Source organism: Rhodoplanes tepidamans, from assembly GCF_030813915.1.
Taxonomy (GTDB): Bacteria; Pseudomonadota; Alphaproteobacteria; order Rhizobiales; family Xanthobacteraceae; genus Rhodoplanes; species Rhodoplanes tepidamans.
In genome coordinates this window covers 447,672-464,474 of sequence record NZ_JAUSUJ010000001.1, presented here as the reverse complement: position 1 = coordinate 464,474, position 16,803 = coordinate 447,672, and the positions used below count along the sequence as shown (strand labels likewise).

At 70.1% G+C, this 16,803-nt stretch carries 15 protein-coding genes and 2 tRNA genes; 10 read left to right on the top strand and 7 right to left on the bottom strand.

Annotated elements, in window-relative coordinates:
* Positions 1–68 precede the first annotated feature (68 nt).
* Complete coding sequence (locus J2S22_RS02125; protein WP_272776099.1) at positions 69–1,088, bottom strand: metal ABC transporter solute-binding protein, Zn/Mn family; 1,020 nt, start codon at positions 1,086–1,088, stop codon at positions 69–71.
* A gap of 178 nt (positions 1,089–1,266) precedes the next feature.
* Positions 1,267–1,572: an ETC complex I subunit gene (locus J2S22_RS02120; protein ID WP_272776098.1), complete on the bottom strand. Its 306-nt coding sequence runs from the start codon at positions 1,570–1,572 to the stop codon at positions 1,267–1,269.
* A gap of 218 nt (positions 1,573–1,790) precedes the next feature.
* Between J2S22_RS02120 and J2S22_RS02115 the strand changes: the two genes are divergently transcribed.
* Complete coding sequence (locus J2S22_RS02115; protein WP_272776097.1) at positions 1,791–2,810, top strand: 2-hydroxyacid dehydrogenase; 1,020 nt, start codon at positions 1,791–1,793, stop codon at positions 2,808–2,810.
* A gap of 20 nt (positions 2,811–2,830) precedes the next feature.
* Here the strand turns inward: J2S22_RS02115 and J2S22_RS02110 are convergent, their stop codons facing one another.
* Positions 2,831–3,730 (bottom strand): LysR family transcriptional regulator, encoded by a 900-nt coding sequence (locus J2S22_RS02110; protein WP_272776096.1) that lies wholly within the window; start codon positions 3,728–3,730, stop codon positions 2,831–2,833.
* 159 nt (positions 3,731–3,889) lie between these two features.
* Between J2S22_RS02110 and J2S22_RS02105 the strand changes: the two genes are divergently transcribed.
* Positions 3,890–5,053 carry a mandelate racemase/muconate lactonizing enzyme family protein gene (locus J2S22_RS02105; protein WP_272776095.1) on the top strand — a complete coding sequence of 388 codons (1,164 nt, stop codon included), beginning with the start codon at positions 3,890–3,892 and terminating at the stop codon, positions 5,051–5,053.
* Positions 5,054–5,100: 47 nt separating this feature from the next.
* On the opposite strand, the gene J2S22_RS02100 is transcribed toward J2S22_RS02105, so the two are convergent.
* The 4 genes from J2S22_RS02100 to J2S22_RS02085 form a co-directional block, all read right to left on the bottom strand.
* A tRNA-Pro gene (locus J2S22_RS02100) sits at positions 5,101–5,177 on the bottom strand.
* A 177-nt stretch (positions 5,178–5,354) separates the two neighbouring features.
* Entirely contained in the window at positions 5,355–5,831 is a 477-nt protein-coding gene (locus J2S22_RS02095; protein ID WP_272776094.1) for a DUF192 domain-containing protein, read from the bottom strand.
* Between the two features lie 234 nt (positions 5,832–6,065).
* Entirely contained in the window at positions 6,066–6,668 is a 603-nt protein-coding gene (locus J2S22_RS02090) for a cold-shock protein (RefSeq protein ID WP_370878161.1), read from the bottom strand.
* A gap of 169 nt (positions 6,669–6,837) precedes the next feature.
* Complete coding sequence (locus J2S22_RS02085; RefSeq protein ID WP_272776092.1) at positions 6,838–7,596, bottom strand: SIR2 family NAD-dependent protein deacylase; 759 nt, start codon at positions 7,594–7,596, stop codon at positions 6,838–6,840.
* A 58-nt stretch (positions 7,597–7,654) separates the two neighbouring features.
* Here J2S22_RS02085 and J2S22_RS02080 point away from each other — a divergent pair, with 58 nt between their 5' ends.
* From J2S22_RS02080 to J2S22_RS02050, 8 genes are all read left to right on the top strand, one after another.
* Positions 7,655–8,113, top strand: a complete 459-nt coding sequence (locus J2S22_RS02080; RefSeq protein ID WP_272776091.1) for a VOC family protein — start codon at positions 7,655–7,657, stop codon at positions 8,111–8,113.
* Positions 8,114–8,383: 270 nt separating this feature from the next.
* Positions 8,384–8,459: transfer RNA gene (locus J2S22_RS02075), tRNA-Glu, on the top strand.
* Between the two features lie 403 nt (positions 8,460–8,862).
* Positions 8,863–9,702, top strand: coding sequence for a transposase (locus J2S22_RS30865; RefSeq protein WP_367618320.1), 840 nt, complete (start codon positions 8,863–8,865; stop codon positions 9,700–9,702).
* Between the two features lie 500 nt (positions 9,703–10,202).
* Positions 10,203–10,862 (top strand): sugar transferase, encoded by a 660-nt coding sequence (locus J2S22_RS02070; RefSeq protein ID WP_272776163.1) that lies wholly within the window; start codon positions 10,203–10,205, stop codon positions 10,860–10,862.
* Positions 10,863–10,910: 48 nt separating this feature from the next.
* Positions 10,911–12,077, top strand: coding sequence for a glycosyltransferase (locus J2S22_RS02065; RefSeq protein ID WP_272776090.1), 1,167 nt, complete (start codon positions 10,911–10,913; stop codon positions 12,075–12,077).
* Between the two features lie 79 nt (positions 12,078–12,156).
* Positions 12,157–13,395 (top strand): polysaccharide pyruvyl transferase family protein, encoded by a 1,239-nt coding sequence (locus J2S22_RS02060; protein ID WP_272776089.1) that lies wholly within the window; start codon positions 12,157–12,159, stop codon positions 13,393–13,395.
* Positions 13,386–14,963, top strand: coding sequence for a hypothetical protein (locus tag J2S22_RS02055; RefSeq protein WP_272776088.1), 1,578 nt, complete (start codon positions 13,386–13,388; stop codon positions 14,961–14,963). Before J2S22_RS02060 ends, J2S22_RS02055 begins: the two co-directional genes overlap by 10 nt.
* A gap of 17 nt (positions 14,964–14,980) precedes the next feature.
* Positions 14,981–16,771, top strand: a complete 1,791-nt coding sequence (locus tag J2S22_RS02050) for a GumC family protein (RefSeq protein WP_272776087.1) — start codon at positions 14,981–14,983, stop codon at positions 16,769–16,771.
* Positions 16,772–16,803: the final 32 nt, after the last annotated feature.

The following is a 16,803-nucleotide window of genomic DNA, read 5'->3' as shown; positions in this document are numbered from 1 at the left end:
CGGGGCGCCGACGCGCCGCCCCGGACCGACTGGACAAACCGTGGAACGGCCCGTCTGTCGTGTGACCCTCACCCCTTGAGCGCGTCGGCGAGCGCCTTGGTGTTGGCGCGCATCATGTCGACATAGGTCGGCGCCGGGCCGGACGGCTCGGAGAGCGCGTCGGAGTACAGCGTGCCGCCGACCTTGGCGTCGGTCTCCTGGGCGATGCGGTCGAGCAGCCGCCGGTTGGAGATGTTCTCGACGAACAGGGCCCGCACCTTCTCCTTCTTGATCAGCTTGATCAGATCGGCGATCTCGCGCGCCGACGGCTCCGACTCCTCGCTCACGCCCTTGGCGCCGCGGAAGTCGATGCCGTAGGCGGCGCCGTAGTAGCGGAACGCCTGGTGCGCCGTGATCACCCGCCGCTTGTCCTTCGGAATGCCGTCGAAGGCCGCCTTGATGTCGCGGTCGAGTGCGTCGAGCGTCTTCAGATAGGCCTCGGCGTTCGCCGCATAGGTGGCCTTGTTGGCCGGGTCGGCGGCGGCGAGCCCGTCGCGGATGTTGGCGACGTAGAGCTTCACGCTCGCGACCGACTGCCAGGCGTGCGGATCGTCGCGCCCGTGGTCGTGTCCGTGCCCGTGATCATGGCCGTGCCCGCCCGCCGGCTTGGCCAGCGGCTTGAGCCCCTTCGCCGCGATCACGACCGGACCCGTGTAGCCGGACGCCTTGATCATCCGCTCGGCCCAGCCTTCGAGGCCGAGGCCGTTCATCACCACCAGCTTCGCGCCGGCGAGCTTTCGCGAATCCGCCGGCGACGGCTGGAAGGCGTGCATGTCGCCGTTCGGGCCGACCAGCAGGTCGACCGTGACCAGCGGGCCGCCGACCTGCTTCACCAGATCCCCGAGGATCGAGAAGCTGGCGACCACGCGGGCCGGCTCGGCCGGGGCCGCGGCCGGCGCCGCCGGCTTGTCGGTCTCGGCGGACTGGGCGAAGGCGAACGGCGCCGCCAGGACGGCGGCCAGGGCCGCCGCGGCCACGCCGGCCGTCGCCAGCCCGCCTCGGAGCAGGCCCCGACGCGACGTCCGCGCGATGCGATACCGAGCGTTCATATTCAATCCTCCAACGTAATAACATAACAGTGTGGAGGAGGTTCTAGCGCGTCGGAGGCCGCGATTCAACGGCCGTCCGGCCGCCGGCGCCAGCGGCTGCGGGTTACGGCGTCGCGCCGTCCCCCGGGAGCGGCGCGGCGCGCACCTCAGAATGACGGGTCGGGGTCCGCCGCCGTGATCAGTGCGTCCACAGCCCGCGGCGCGTGTAGGCGAAGTTGTCGGCGTAGGCGATGGTGCGGCGGCTCGGCGCCTTGGGCTCGAGCACCTGGTAGGCGATGCCATGCTGCTCGCAGAAGGCGATCGCCTCCTCCTTCGTGTCGAACTGCATGCGCACCTGCTGGCGGGTGTCGCCCGAGCTGGTCCAGCCCATCAGCGGCTCGACATGGCGCGGCTCGTCCGGCTCGTAGTCGAGGACCCAGTGCCGGGTCTTGGCGGTGCCCGACTGCATGGCGTTCCGGGCCGGCTTGTAGATGCGTGCGATCATGGAGAGCCTCGGCGTCGAATCCGCTGTCCCGCCCCGGCCGGCGCGCCGGCCCGGGGACGGAAAAGTCCTACGCGGTCTTTTGCGAAACGCAAGCGCCGGCGGATCGGGCCGGTCCGCCCTGCCCGCGCGGCACCCCGCCGCAGCCGGTGGTGCGGCCCGGCCGCGACTCCGCCGGACCGGTCTGGCAGGACTCGCGACCATCCAGCAAGGAGTCCCCCGTGAAGATCGCCGTGTTCAGCACCAAGCCCTACGACCGCCAGTTCCTCGCCGCCGCCGATGCCGACGGCCGCCACCGCCTGGTGTGGTTCGACGCGCGGCTGTCGGCCGAGACGGCGCCGCTCGCCGCCGGCTGCGGTGCCGTCTGCGCTTTCGTCAACGACGTCGTCGACCGGCCCGTGCTGGAGACGCTGGCCGGCCTCGGCGTCCGGCTCGTCGCGCTGCGCAGCGCCGGCTTCAACAATGTCGACCTCGCCGCCGCGGCGGCGCTCGGGGTCGCGGTGTGCCGCGTGCCGGCCTACTCGCCGCAGGCCGTGGCAGAGCACACGGTCGCCCTGATCCTCGCCCTGAACCGCAAGATCCACCGCGCCTACAACCGCGTCCGCGAGGGCAACTTCGCGCTCGACGGGCTGCTCGGCTTCGACCTCGCGGGCAAGACCGTGGGCGTCGTCGGCACCGGCAAGATCGGCGAGACCGTCGCCCGCATCCTCGCCGGCTTCGGCTGCCGGCTGCTCGCCCACGACATCGCCGAGAACCCGGCCTGCACGGCGCTCGGCGCCCGCTACGTGCCGCGCGACGCGCTGTTCGCCGAGAGCGACGTGGTCACCCTGCACTGCCCGCTCACGCCGGACACCCGCCACTTCGTCGACGGCGCGCTGCTCGGCCGCGCCAGGCGCGGGCTGATGCTGGTCAACACCAGCCGCGGCGCCGTCATCGACACCCGCGCCGTCATCCGCGCCCTCAAGGACGGCACCCTCGGCAGCCTCGCGCTCGACGTCTACGAGGAGGAGGCCGACCTGTTCTTCGAGAACCTCTCCGACCAGGTGATCCGCGACGACGTGTTCGCCCGCCTGCTCACCTTCCCCAACGTGCTGATCACCGGCCACCAGGCGTTCTTCACCCGCGAGGCGCTGACCGAGATCGCCGAGACGACGCTCGCCAACGTCACCGCCTTCGAGGACACCGGCCGGCCGCTGCACCCGGTGTCGAGCAGCCAGGTGGTGGCCGGCGCGGCACGCTGACGGCCCGGCGCGGCGCTCGGTCAGGCGTCCGCGAGGCCACACCACAGCGCGTCCGCCGCCCGGTTGCGGCAGTCGGGCGACCGGAACAGCCGGATCTCGATCGCGATGTCGAACGCCTCGGCACCGGCACGGACGAGCCGGCCCTGCGCGATGTCGTCCTGCGCCAGGGTTCGCGGCAGCCAGGCGACGCCGTGGCCCTCCCGCGCCATCGTCAGCAGGGTCGCGGCGAGGTGCGACGTGAAGCCGGTCTCCATGTGCGCGGCCGCGTCCCGCGTGAGCGGACAACCCGCGACGATCCGGCCGAGCCCCGAGGCCGGACTGTAGGCGAGCAACCGGCTCGGCCGCCCGGCGGCGCCGGGCAGCGGCCATGCCGGCCGGCCGTCGCCGCCGGGCGCGCTGAGCGGAACCAGGAGATCGTCGCCCACCCGGGCGCTCTCGACACGGTCGGGCTCCAGGCGGGTCGGCGCATCCGCATGGTGATGGCAGAGAAGGAAGTGCACCTCGCCGCCGAGCATCGCCTGCTCGCACGCCTCCATGCTGTCGGACAGAAGGTTGAGGGTGCCGAGATCGTCGAACCGCACGTGGCGCCGGATCCAGCCCGGAAAGAATGTGAACGACAGCGCGTGGGTCGCGGCGATCGACAGCGTCGCCATCTCGCGCTCGCCGAAATCGCGCGTCTCGCGGCGCGCCCTGTCGAGGTCGCGCAGCACGCCTTCGACCAGCGGTCTCAGATGACGGCCGGCCGGCGTGACCGTCACGCCGCTCGGCCCGCGCGCGAACAGCGGCGTGCCGACCCAGTCCTCCAGCGCGCGGATTCGCCGGCTGAACGCCGGCTGCGAGACGTGCCGCGCGTCCGCCGCGCGCGAGAAATTGCGATGCTCCGCCAGTTCGAGGAAGTCGCGCAGCCAGTCGAGATCCATGATGCAGCTCGCGCATGGGGCGATCCGATCTTGGCATTGGCCAGGAACGGCGTTCAAGCCTATCCGCACTCCGGTCTCGCCCCGCCGGCGCGGCGGCCGCCGGTCTCGCGCCCGCGGCCGGCCGCAGGCCGGTCGGCGCTCGACCCGAGGAGAACAGCCATGCGCATCGTCGACGTGTGCGAGGTCACCAAACCGATCTCGTCGCCCATCCGGAACGCCTACATCGACTTCTCGCGGATGACCGCGAGTCTCGTCGCGGTCGTGACCGACGTGGTGCGCGACGGCCGCCGCGTGGTCGGCTACGGCTTCAACTCGAACGGCCGCTACGGCCAGGGCGGGCTGATCCGCGAACGCTTCCGCGAGCGTCTGCTCGAGGCCGATCCCGCGAGCGTGCGCGACGACGCCGGCGACAATCTCGACCCGCACAAGCTGTGGGCCGTGATGATGAGGAACGAGAAGCCCGGCGGCCACGGCGAGCGGTCGGTGGCGGTCGGCACGCTCGACATGGCGATCTGGGACGCCACCGCGAAGATCGCCGGAAAGCCGCTGTTCCGCCTGCTGGCGGAGCGGAAGGGCCGCGAGGCCGATCCCCGCGTGTTCGTCTACGCCGCCGGCGGCTACTATTATCCGGGCAAGGACGACACGGCGCTGCGGGCCGAGATGCGCAGCTATCTCGATCGCGGCTACACGGTCGTGAAGATGAAGATCGGCGGCGCGCCGATCGACGAGGACCGGCGCCGCATCGAGGCGGTGCTGGCCGAGATCGACGGGCGGGCCCGGCTCGCCGTCGACGCCAACGGCCGCTTCGACCTGGAGACCGGCATCGCCTACGCCAAGATGCTGCGCCAGTATCCGCTGTTCTGGTACGAGGAGGTCGGCGACCCGCTCGACTACGCCCTGCAGGCGGCCCTCTCGGAGTTCTATCCCGGCCCGATGGCGACGGGCGAGAACCTGTTCTCGCATCAGGACGCCCGCAATCTCCTGCGCTACGGCGGGATGCGTCCGGACCGCGACTGGCTCCAGTTCGACTGCGCCCTCTCCTACGGCCTCGTCGAGTATCTGCGCACGCTCGACGTGCTGCACCAGTTCGGCTGGTCGCCGTCGCGCTGCATCCCGCACGGCGGCCATCAGATGTCGCTGAACATCGCGGCCGGCCTGGGCCTGGGCGGCAACGAGAGCTACCCGGATCTGTTCCAGCCCTATGGCGGGTTCCCGGACGAGGTGACGGTGGAGGACGGCCACATCGTCATGCCGGAGCTGCCCGGCATCGGCTTCGAGGGAAAGTCCGAGCTGATCGCGGTCATGCGCGCACTGGCCGAGTAGGCGGCGCGACCGCGGCGGCCCGATGCGGAGGACGCCCTGCGGAAAACTGGTCGGGGCAGCAGGATTTGAACCTGCGACCTGGAGTACCCAAAACTCCCGCGCTACCAGGCTGCGCTATACCCCGCCAGGCAGGATGTCCCGCGCTGTGCCGCCCCGCGACGGCGCGAAACCGGGCCGCGGGCGGACCCGGATTAGATGCCAACTGCCGGGACGGGTGTCACGCGGTTTTTCGCCGGGCGGGCGGGCCGGGACCGCGCCGCCCCGGCAACAGGCGCCCCCGCGCGGCGGCCCTGGAGACGCTTCAGCGTCCGGAGAAGATCGGGTGGCCGATGCGGTCGCCGGGCTGGATGCCGAGCTTCCGGGCGGTGCCGCCCACCACCTCCAGCACGGCCCGAACTGGGCCTTGGGACTGGATGATCGTCTCCGACATCGGCGTCGTCCGCTCGGCGATGCGGTGGATGCGGCCGTCGGCCGTGATGAACAGCATGTCGAGCGACACGTAGGTGTTCTTCATCCACATCGCGACCGGCTCGTCGCGCTTGAAGTCGAACAGCATCCCGGTCCCTTCCGGGAGCTCCTTACGGTACATCAGCCCCTGGGCGCGTTCGGCGTCCGTGGTGGCGAGCTCGACCGAGAAGACGTGCACGCCGCTGCGGGTGGCGATCTCCAGGGTCTGGCGTTCGAAGGCGAGCGCCGGCGCGGCGGCGAACGGCACGGCGAGGAGCGACGTGGCGACGGCGGCGAACAGGGCGGCGAGAAGAACGGAACGGCGGGTCATGCGGAACCTTGCGGCGTTGCACCGCACGGTCACCCGGCGGCGCGCCACCCTAGCCGATCCGACGCGGTTTTGAAGGTCCTCCCGGCACCGCCGCGATGCGCCGGGGGCCGCCCGACGACGCCCGTCAGGCGTCGCACTCCACCGTTCGGCCACGCTCCAGTGCCGCACGAACCGAAGCCCGGACGGCATTCACGACAGGACCGTGACAGACAGGCCCGCGACAGAAGGACGACGTCAGTGCGAGGCGAGCGCGTGGGTGCCACCGTCCGGCCGTACCTCGGCGGCCATCAGGCCCTTCGGGCCGGGGCCGAAGCGAACCAGCACGGTCTGCCCCGGGCGCAGCTCGGTGAGACCGTAGCGCCGCAGCGTCTCCATGTGGACGAAGATGTCGGGCGTGCCGTCGCCGCGGGTGAGAAAGCCGAAGCCGCGCAGCCGGTTGAACCACTTCACCACGGCCCGTTCCAGGCCGCTGGTCGGGACCACGGTGACATGGGTGCGGGGCGGCGGCATCTGGGCCGGATGCACGGCCGTGGTCTCGTCCATGGAGACGATTCGGAAGGCCTGGAAGCCCTTCGGCCGGGCGAGCGCCTCGCACACCACCCGGGCGCCCTCGTAGGCGGTCTGGAAGCCGTCGCGGCGCAGGCAGGTGACGTGCAGCAGCACGTCGGGCATTCCGTTGTCCGGAACGATGAAGCCGTATCCCTTGGCGACGTCGAACCATTTGATGACGCCGCTGATCTCGACGACCGCCGTCGCTGCGTCCTCGGCGAAATCGCCGATCGGATCCGTCACGCCGTAGCTCGCGCTAGGCCCCTTCCCGAAATCGTCCGTGGCCATGAGGACGTACGCCGCCGCTTTTGGCGCCTCTTGTGGAGCGCTTCAACGAATCTCTTACCGAAAAGATATCCAGGCGATCCGGGATGGGAAACAGGAAAATGAGATCGGCGCAATCAACGCGCTAAATCTGTGCACGACCGTGGCGTTCGTGCACGGAACGCGAGTCAAATCAATGTGAAACGAAGGCGGCTAGAACGCTTCCTATGTCGGCGTGGACGACCAGGTCGGCGGCCTCGTCGAACTCGGTCGGCTCGCGATTGAGGATGACGAGGCGCGCGCCGTTGCGCTTGGCGAGCAGCGGGAACCCGGCCGCCGGCCACACCACCAGCGACGAGCCGATGGCGAGGAACAGGTCGCAGCGCAGCGCCAGCGCCTCGGCGCGGCGCATCGCCTCCTCGGGCATCGCCTGGCCGAACGACACCGTCGCGGTCTTGATGTGGCCGCCGCAGCCGCAGTCCGGCGCGTGGCCGGTCGCCCCGAAGCGCTCCTTCACCCAGGCGAGCTCGTAGCGCGCCCCGCAGGAGAGGCAGAGCGCGTAGGTGGTATTGCCGTGCAGCTCCACCACGTCCTCGGCGGCGACGCCGGAGGCCTGGTGCAGATTGTCGATGTTCTGGGTGACGACGGCGGGCGCCTTGCCGGCACGCCACAGGCTCGCCAGGGCGCGGTGGCCGCGGCCCGGCTGCGCGGCACCGAACTCCTCCTCCATGGCGAAGCGGCGCCGCCACGCCTCGTCGCGCGCCCTCCGGCTCGCCACGAACTCGTCGAACGGGATCGGCGCGTTGCGGGTCCAGACACCCCCGGGCGAGCGAAAGTCCGGGATCCCGCATTCGGTTGAAATGCCGGCCCCGGTGAAGGGCAGCACCACGCTCGCGCCCTCGATCAGTGCGGCGAGGCGCCGCCGACCTGTCTCCACGTCCGACGTGATCATATATTCACCCGCGGGCGGCGCGGCACGGTCGCGGCCGCCGACCTTCCAAGAGGACTCCATGCGATATCTGCACACGATGCTCCGCGTCCGCAACCTCGACGCCGCGCTCGATTTCTGGTGCGGCAAGCTCGGCCTGGTCGAGACGCACCGGCACGAGAGCGACAAGGGCCGCTACACGCTCGTCTTCCTGGCGGCGCCCGAGGATTCGGCGGAGGTCGCGGCGAGCCGCGCCAAGGGCCGCCCGGCGCCGCTGGTCGAGCTCACTTACAACTGGGACGGCGACGAGGACTACGCCGAGGCGCGCTATTTCGGCCACCTCGCCTTCGAGGTCGACGACATCTACGCGACCTGCGCCCGCCTGCAGGCGGCCGGCGTCACCATCCTGCGGCCGCCGCGCGACGGCCAGATGGCGTTCGTCCGCTCGCCCGACCGCCAGTCGGTCGAGCTGCTGCAGAAGGGCGCCGCCAGGCCGCCGCAGGAGCCGTGGGCGTCGATGCCCAACACCGGTCACTGGTGAGGCCGGCGGCCGCGCCCCGGGGCGGCCCGGCGGGTGGTCGCCCGACCCGTGACGCGTGATCGCCCGGCGCCCGGCCGTCCCGGCTCCACGGCCCGGCCGCGCTCCGGCCCGAAGGGCGGGTCGGCCCTGCGCCCCACCCGCCCGCCCGCCGGGGCGCGGGGGGCGCCGGAGCCCCGGCCGGGTGCCGCCGCCGGGCCGCCGCGCCCTCGCTTGCCGCCCGGCGGAAACGCCTCTATACGTCTCGCCGCGCCGGCGCCCCGTGCCGGCCGTGCGCCCATCGTCTAGCGGTCCAGGACGTCGCCCTTTCACGGCGAAAACAGGGGTTCGATTCCCCTTGGGCGCGCCACGGAGACTTCGGGAGCCCGATCCCCTTCCCCCCGAGCGTGTGGCGTAGCAGGACGGCGGTGTCGCCGCGGCGAGCGGCATCAGCTCAACGGCTACCGGATCGCGACGGACAGGCCCCGGGCCCGTACGGCCAGCGACACGTCTCCCGTGGCGCGAGGTCGGCCGCTCCGCGGCGTCCCGGCGCCATGGCGGATGACCGAGAAGGCCTCGCGGCGGCGGCCCCGGAGGTCTGCGTCCAGGGCGAGTGACCCGCTCGGTCGACGATCGCGTCAGGGCGATGCGGATGAGCGGCATTTCCAGAACCGGTCCTCGCACCGGTGCGAGGAGATCGACGAGCGGAGTGAAGGCCGCCCTGGGCCGCCCGATCGAGGGCGACTGGCTCTCGCGGTGATCGACGCCACAGCGTGACGGTGTGTCAGGCCTGCCGCGTCCTCTCGGTCGCCGTCGTCGCCGCAGTCGGGGTCGACGACGAAGGCCGACGCGAGGTGCCCGGCATGGACATCGGTCCGTCCGAGACCGAGGCGTTCTGGACCGCCTTCCTGCGCGGGCCCGCCCGCGGCGGCCGACGCGGCGTCAGGCCGATGATCTCCGATGCGCGCGAGGTGATCGGGGCGGCGGCGGACCGCCCCCCTCACTGCCGTCCTCGGCCCACGCTTCGCTCGAAGCAGCGCACAGAGACTTTCGTCATGGACGACGTCCTTCACGGACGACTTCTTGGCACCACCAGGATCGTGTCGCGCCTGCCCACGTCCCCGGGATGCGCGGTGATCCGGTCGTTCGGCTGTGCCGCCGGTGCGTCCGCCCGGCGGCACGAGCGACCGCGCCGCGGCGAGACGACGGCGATCCGAACCCTCGGGTCCTCGTGTTTCATCGAGCGGACGCACTTCGCCCGCGGTCGTGATCAGTTCCGCCGCACCGGTTTCGCATGTCGCTCGCGTGACGGAGCGAGTGGAAACAACCGTCGTCGGCGTCCACCAGCAGTCCGCTGGTCGGCTCGGCGTATCGTCGCGTCCGGTGCCGTACCGACCAGGACCTTCGACGCGCTCGAAACTGCGTGCCTCTCCGGCCCCGACGCCGCGCGTGATCACATCGTTCCGGCCCGGCCCTATCCTCGGGTCCACCACTTCCCGAACGATGGTTTGTCGGAGGCGCGACGTAAAAGGGGGCCGCGCCGAGAAACAATGCCGTATTTTTGTTCAACGCCAATTTTACCCTGCAGTTCGTCCGACCGGATTCGACCGTAACCAGCTATCTCCTTACCTCTGACCTGCGGCTCACAGGATCGTGAGCCACCGCGCGAGACTAGTGCAGAGCAGAACCTCCGGGCGAAATCACTTGGGCGTGGCAATGAACCCTGCTGCACTGCGCCAAAAACTTAAGAGAAAATACGTACGTGACAGAATACAATCACGATCCAATACAGCGTCCTGCTCGCGAATTCCAATCACTAACTCCGCACCTCCCATGTCTAGATACGCTAGTTCACAAATACGTCACGAATTTTTTTCTTTCGAATGAAATTTTATTACAAATTCACATAAGATTTGCCTATTTTTTTCGCGTATTTCGTGCAGACTTTTGCTGTAAAGTACAGCCTCGATCCGATTGACACGCGGGAGGCGAATTCATTATCCGTCACTACCGAACGGATTTGCGAGACGACCTCGCCTCCGGAAGCCCACCTCCGGATACCGTCACTCGATCGAGGAGACCACACTTGTCGGACAATCCCTCCCTCGCAGCAGTGAACAGGTCCGAAACTCCGACACGCTATCTCGAAACCTCATGTCAATTAGGGGGTATAAGCAAGCGGTCGCTCGATATCGCTATTTCCATTGGTGGCCTGCTGTTTCTCGCCCCCTTGTTCCTGCTGACTGCGATTCTGGTCAAATGGGCGGACGGAGGCCCGGTTTTCTTCGCCCACCAGCGGCTCGGCTACGGCGGGCGTCCGTTCAGGTGCTGGAAGTTCCGCACCATGGTCCCGAACGGCGACGAGGTCCTGCGGGCCCATCTGAGCAAATGCCCCGAGGCCGCTCGCGAATGGAGCGAGACCCGAAAGATCAAGAACGACCCCCGCGTGACCGCCATCGGGGCGGTGCTCAGGCAGCTCAGCATCGACGAGCTGCCGCAACTGATCAACGTGCTGCGCGGCGAGATGAGCATCGTCGGCCCACGTCCCATCGTGGGCAGCGAAGTGAGCATGTACGGCCAAACCGCCGGACTGTACTTCCAGACCCGACCGGGTCTGACCGGTGCATGGCAGATCAGCGGGCGTAACGACGTCTCCTATCAGCAGCGAGTCGAACTCGACCGACACTACATCGAGAACTGGTCCTTCACGCTCGACCTGCTGATCATCGTCAAGACCATTCCGGTCGTTCTCCTCGCGAAGGGCAGCTACTGACCGGCGGGCCGCAGCTCGAAACAACCGCGCTTCACGAACGGGGCTCCGATGCGAACGGCGATCGTCCACTATTGGCTCGTAGGCATGCGAGGCGGCGAGAAGGTCCTCGAGGCCCTGTGCGAGATGTTCCCGGACGCCGACATATTCACCCACGTCGTCGTTCCGGAGGCGATATCGCCGACGATCCTGTCGCATCGGATCAAGACGTCGTTCATCGCCCGTCTGCCGCGCGCCCGCTCGTGGTACAAGCGCTATCTGCCGCTGATGCCGCTGGCGCTGGAGCATCTCGACCTGCGCGACTACGACCTCGTGATCAGCAGCGAGTCCGGCCCGGCCAAGGGGGTCGTTCCGAATCCTCGCGCCGTGCATGTCTGCTACTGCCACTCGCCGATGCGGTACATCTGGAACATGTACCACGACTATCGGCAGTCGGCGGGTCTCGCCTCGCGGCTCGCCATGCCGGTGATGTCCCACTATCTGCGAAACTGGGACCAGCTGTCGGCGGCCCGGGTGGACGGCTTCGTCTCCAATTCCCGCAACGTCGCCGACCGTATCCGGCGCTACTACGGGCGCGAGGCGGACGTCATCCCGCCGCCCGTCAAGGTCGACGACTTCGAGATCGTGCCCGAGCACGAGATCGGCGACGTCTACCTGATGGTCGGCGAGCTGGTCCGCTACAAGCGCCCCGACATCGCCGTGAAGGCGTTTAACGCCACCGGCGAGAAGCTCGTCGTCATCGGCGGCGGCGAGATGCTGGAGGAGCTCAGGCGCGAGGCGAGGCCGAACGTCGCCCTGATCGGCCCGCAGCCGTTCGAGGTGCTGCGATGGCACTACGCACGGTGCCGAGCCTTGATCTTCCCGGCCGAGGAGGATTTCGGGATCGTGCCGGTGGAAGCCATGGCGAGCGGCCGGCCCGTGGTCGCCTTCGGCCGTGGCGGCGCCACCGAGACCGTCCTCGACGGCGAGACCGGCGTGCTGTTCGACGAGCAGTCGGTCGACAGCCTGGTGGATGCGGTCGAGCGGGCGGGCACGATGGCGTTCGATCCGCTGGTGGCGGCCGCTCACGCCCGCTTCTTCGGTCACGACCGGTTCGTGAGCCGGATGCGGACCTACCTGGACGAGATCCTGGCCCGGAACGGCCGTGCGGCGAAGCCGAGCCTCCCGCCGACCGTCGACGCAAGGCCCGCCGCGGCAGCGAGCGTCTCCTATGGCTGACCGCGCCTCCGTCGCGACGAGACCCGCCCCGGACGGCGCCGGCCCGACCGCGGCGACGGACGGGGCCGTCAAGGTGGTCATGTTCAACGTCGCCTACAGCCCCAATCTCGGCGACGGCGTGATCGCGGACTGCCTGAGTCACGCGCTCCGGACGAGCTTCGCGGGCGCGATCGTGACCAGCGTCGATCTCGCGGGGCGGACCGAACGCGGCGCTGCCGGGCCGGCCGCGAGGCGGCTCGCCCAGCTGGCGCTGCTGCAGCGGATGCCTCGACCGGTCAAGGACCTCGTCGTCGCCCTGTCGCTCGGTCCCCGTGTCGTGCGGACGCTTCGCCCGGCATGGCGGCGCGCGCTCGACGGAGCCGATGTCGCGATCATCGGCGGCGGCCAGCTTTTCCAGGACGGGGATCTCAACTTCCCGCTCAAGCTGACGGGCGCCGCCGCCGAGTGCCGCCGGCTCGGGGTCCCGATCGCCGTCTTCGGGGTGGGCGCCGCTCCGAGCCGCTCACCGGTGGGACGCGCGTTGTTTCGGCGTCTGCTCCGGATGCCGGAGATCGTCCACATCGCGGCGCGCGATCCGCAGTCGCAGGCCGAGCTCGGCCGGCTCGGAGGCGAGAACGTGCAGCTGTGTCGCGACCCTGCACTGCTCGCCGCGGAGGTGTGGCCCGCGCCGCCGCGCCGGCCGCGGACCCGGCCGCGGGTCGGCGTCGGGGTGACCCACGGTGCGCTGCTGCGCCACCATTCCGACGGCGGCACCGTCTCGCCCGAGGAGACGACGGATCGTTACGCGCGCGTCGTGGCGAGCCTGGTGGAGCACGGATTCGACGTCGTCTGCTTCTCGAACGGCGCGGCGGAGGACGCCGAGGCTCTGGCCGCCGTCGGCGAAGCCATCTGCCGTTCGGACGCCGCCGAACATGCCGTGACGGCACCGCGCCGCGAGACGCCCGGCGAGCTCGCCACCTTGATCTCCGGCCTCGACGCCGTGGTATCGCACCGCCTGCACGCCTGCATCCTGGCCTACGCGTACCGGATTCCGCATATCGGCTTCGCCTGGGACCCGAAGGTGCGGCACTTTTTCGATCTGGTCGAACGGCCCGCGTACTGCGTGCCGTTCGACCGGGACGCACCGAAGACCATCGCCCCCCGCGTCGTCGCCGCCCTCACCGAAGGCATCGCCGCCGACGCGCATGCCCGCGTCCTGGCGGAGACCCGGACCGGACTGCGCGCCCTGCGGCGGGCTATCTCGGATGCGATGGAGGCCGGATCCCGGCGGCGCATGGCGGCGATCGGCGAGACCGAGGGGGCCTCCCTGTGTCCCTAGAGCCGATCGGAGCCGTCACGCTCGCAGCCGGCCTGATCGCCTTCGCGTTCGGGCCCGAGGTGGCGCTGTTCGTGCTCGCGGTCGCCGCGCTGCTCGGTGCGGCCGCCGCCGTCCAGCTTCCCGCGCTCGGCGGCTCGAGCATCCCCCCGGCCCCGGTCGTGCTCGGCTTCGTGCTGATCGCCGTCTTCCGGTTCGAGCGGCTGCGCGCCGCAGCGTTCCGCAGCCTGGTGTTTCCGAAGCCGGGATTCTGGCTGCTCGTCGCCGTCCTCTATGCGGTCGTCACGGCTTGGTTCATGCCCCGCATCTTCGCCGGCATGACGAACGTCTACTCGATGGCGCGCAACGACGTGGGCATCGGCATCGTGATGCTGCCGCTCGGCCCGCGCGCCAGCAACATCACCCAGTCGGTCTATCTGCTCGCCGGCCTGCTCTGCTTCACGGCGATCGCCGCGCTGGCGACGGCCGGCAAGGCCCGAACGATCGCAGCTGCGATCCTGGTCGCCGCCGGCCTCAATCTCGTCTTTGCCGCGATCGACCTCGCGGGTCATTGGGCCGGACAACTGGACCTGCTCGCGCCGATCCGCAACGCCAACTACCGCATGCTGGAGAGCGGAGAGATCCAGGGCTTCAAGCGCATCGTCGGCTCGTTCTCCGAGGCCGGCGCCTACAGCTACGCGTCCATCGGCTTCTACGCCTTCGCGGCGAGCCTGTGGCTCGACCGGTACGGCGCGCCGTTGCTCGGCACCATCGCCGGCCTGTCGCTGCTCACGCTGGTCCTCTCAACCTCGTCGACCGCCTACGCCGCCCTCGCGCTGTTCTCGACCGTCCTCTACGTCGGCTCGATTCGGCGCCTCGTGGACACCCGCGCCTCCGATCGGCACTTCGCCCATGTGTGGCTCGGCCCCGTCGTGTTCGCCGCGGTGGTCGCCGGCGCCATGCTGGTCCCGCAGGTATGGTCGTCGGTGTCCGCCCTCTACGACTCGGCCGTCACTAACAAGCTGTCGAGCCAATCGGGCATCGAGCGGATGCAATGGAACGCCCGCGCCCTCGAGTCCTTCTTCGACACCTACGGATTTGGAGCTGGTCTCGGCAGCGTGAGAGCCTCGAGCTTCGTGGTCGCGCTGCTGGCGAATTGTGGCGTGGTCGGCCTTCTGCTGTTCTGCGTCTTCCTGGCGACGATCGTGCTCCGGCCCCGCCGGCGCGGCGCGGCCGAGGCGGCCGCGACGATCGGCCGGGCTGCGGCCATGGCGTGCGTCGCCAAGCTGTTCGCTGCGACCGTGTCGGCCGGCAGCGTCGACCTGGGGCTCGACTTCAGCATTTTCGCGGGCCTCGCGGCGGCGACCTCGGTACTTCCGCGCGCCCCGGCGCGACGGAGCGGATTCGTGCCGCTTGTCGGCGAGCCGCAGGCCACCGGCGGGGCCGTCGTCCAGAGCGGGCCCGGCCCCGCGACGGAGCCCGTCGCGTCCGACGCGGCCGGCACTCCCGGCCGACCAGCCGGGCCGTCGCGCGGACGCCACTCGACCGAGCACGCCGGACGGATCCCGGCGGATCAGGCCGCCGGCCGATAGACCTGCAGAGGCTCCCGATGCACTCGCCCTACATCCTGACGAAGGCACCGACCTCGTTCGCGGCCCAGCCGGACGGCGCCTACGGCACCGGCGTCGGTCTGCGGGACCTGACCGCCTATCTGAGATCGTCGTGGCGGCTGATCGCCGGATGTGCCGTCATGTTCGGGGCTGCCGCTCTCGCCTACTCGCTGGTGACGCCGCCGGTCTTCACCGCCTCGGCCCAGCTCATCCTCGACCCGGGCAAGGCGCAGGTCGTCTTCGGCGACGCCCGGGAGCCGGATCGGCTGCCCGACCAGGCGCGGGTCGAGAGCCAGGTCGAGGTGATCAAGTCGGAATCGATCGCCCTCGCGGTGGTCCGCAGGCTCCGGCTCGTGGACGATCCGGAATTCGTGGACGACACGCCGCCGAGCGCCTGGAATCCGCTCGCCTGGTTCACCTCCGCGGCCGAGGACCAGGACCCGGTGCAGGTTCGCGAACGGCAGGCGATCTCGGCGTATCAGAACCGTCTCACGGTGCGTCGGGTCGGCCAGTCGCTCGTCATCGAGGTGGCCTTCAGCTCGAACCGGCCCGCGAAGTCGGCGGAGATCGCCAATGCCATCGCGGACGTCTACATCCGGCAGGACATCGCCAACAAGTCGGAGGCCGCCCGCCGCGGCGTCGACTGGCTGTCCGAGCGGCTCGCCGAACTGCGCCAGCAGACCTACGACGCGTTGCGCACCTACGAGCGCTTCAAGCTGGTGGGAGACAAGGATTCGGGCGACGAGCCGCAGGTCAAGCTGGCAGAGCTCGAGAGCATCTCGCAGAGCTACCGCCGGGTCTACGACGTGTTCCTGCAGCAGTTCACCGAGACGCTGCAGAAGGTATCCTATCCGGAGTCGGACGCCCGGGTGATCTCGGCGGCCACGCCTCCCCGGGGCAAGAGCCATCCGAAGACCAAGCTCATCGTCGCCTTCGGGACGCTGTTCGGGTTGATGGCCGGCACCACGCTGTCGTGGGCGCGCTACTCGGTCGACCGCACCGTGACGCCGCAGCGCGTCACCTCGGAGCTGAACCTGAACTGGCTCGGCACCGTCCGACGGTTCACGCCCGCCCCGCCCTCCGCGGGCTGGTGGTCGGGCTTGTTCCCGTCCGGCCGCGCGGCGCGATCCGCCGGAACCCCGATGCTGAACGCGTTCGAAGACACCCCCTCGGCCCCGGCGGCGCAGGATCTCCGGAGATTGCGCAACGCCGTCAACTGCACCCTGCTCGGCCGGACGTCCCGGGCGATCGGTGTGCTGGCGGCCAGCTCCGGCGAGGGCGCCACGACGATCGCAGCGAACTACGCGATCGCCTGCGCGCGGGCCGGAACCCGCACCCTGCTGGTCGACGCCTGTCACGACGAGCCGAGGCTGAGCCGGGAACTCGCGGGAGCGGAGCAGCAGACGGGCCTAACCGAGATCGTCGCCGACTCCGCCCTGTCCGCCCGCACCATCGCCCAGCTCGCGAAGCAGCGCTTCGCCGTGCTGCCGATGGGCGCCGCGACGGACGGTCCCAATCCGGTCGATCGCATCGGTTCCGACGCGGCCGCATTGCAGATCTCCGATCTCACCGGCGCCTTCGACCTCGTGGTCTTCGACCTGCCCGCCCTCGACGCGTCGCCGGACGCCCTCGCCCTGATCCCCTTCCTCGACGGGATCGTCGTGGTGGCGGACGCCACGAGCACGTCGCTCGACCGCCTGTCGGGGGCGCGGGACGCGATCCTGGCGGCGAGCGGGACCGTACTGGGCGTGGTGCTGAACAAGGTGCCCTCTCCGGCCGCGGCGCGATGACCGTGCCGGTGCTTTTCGTGAAACGCGACAAG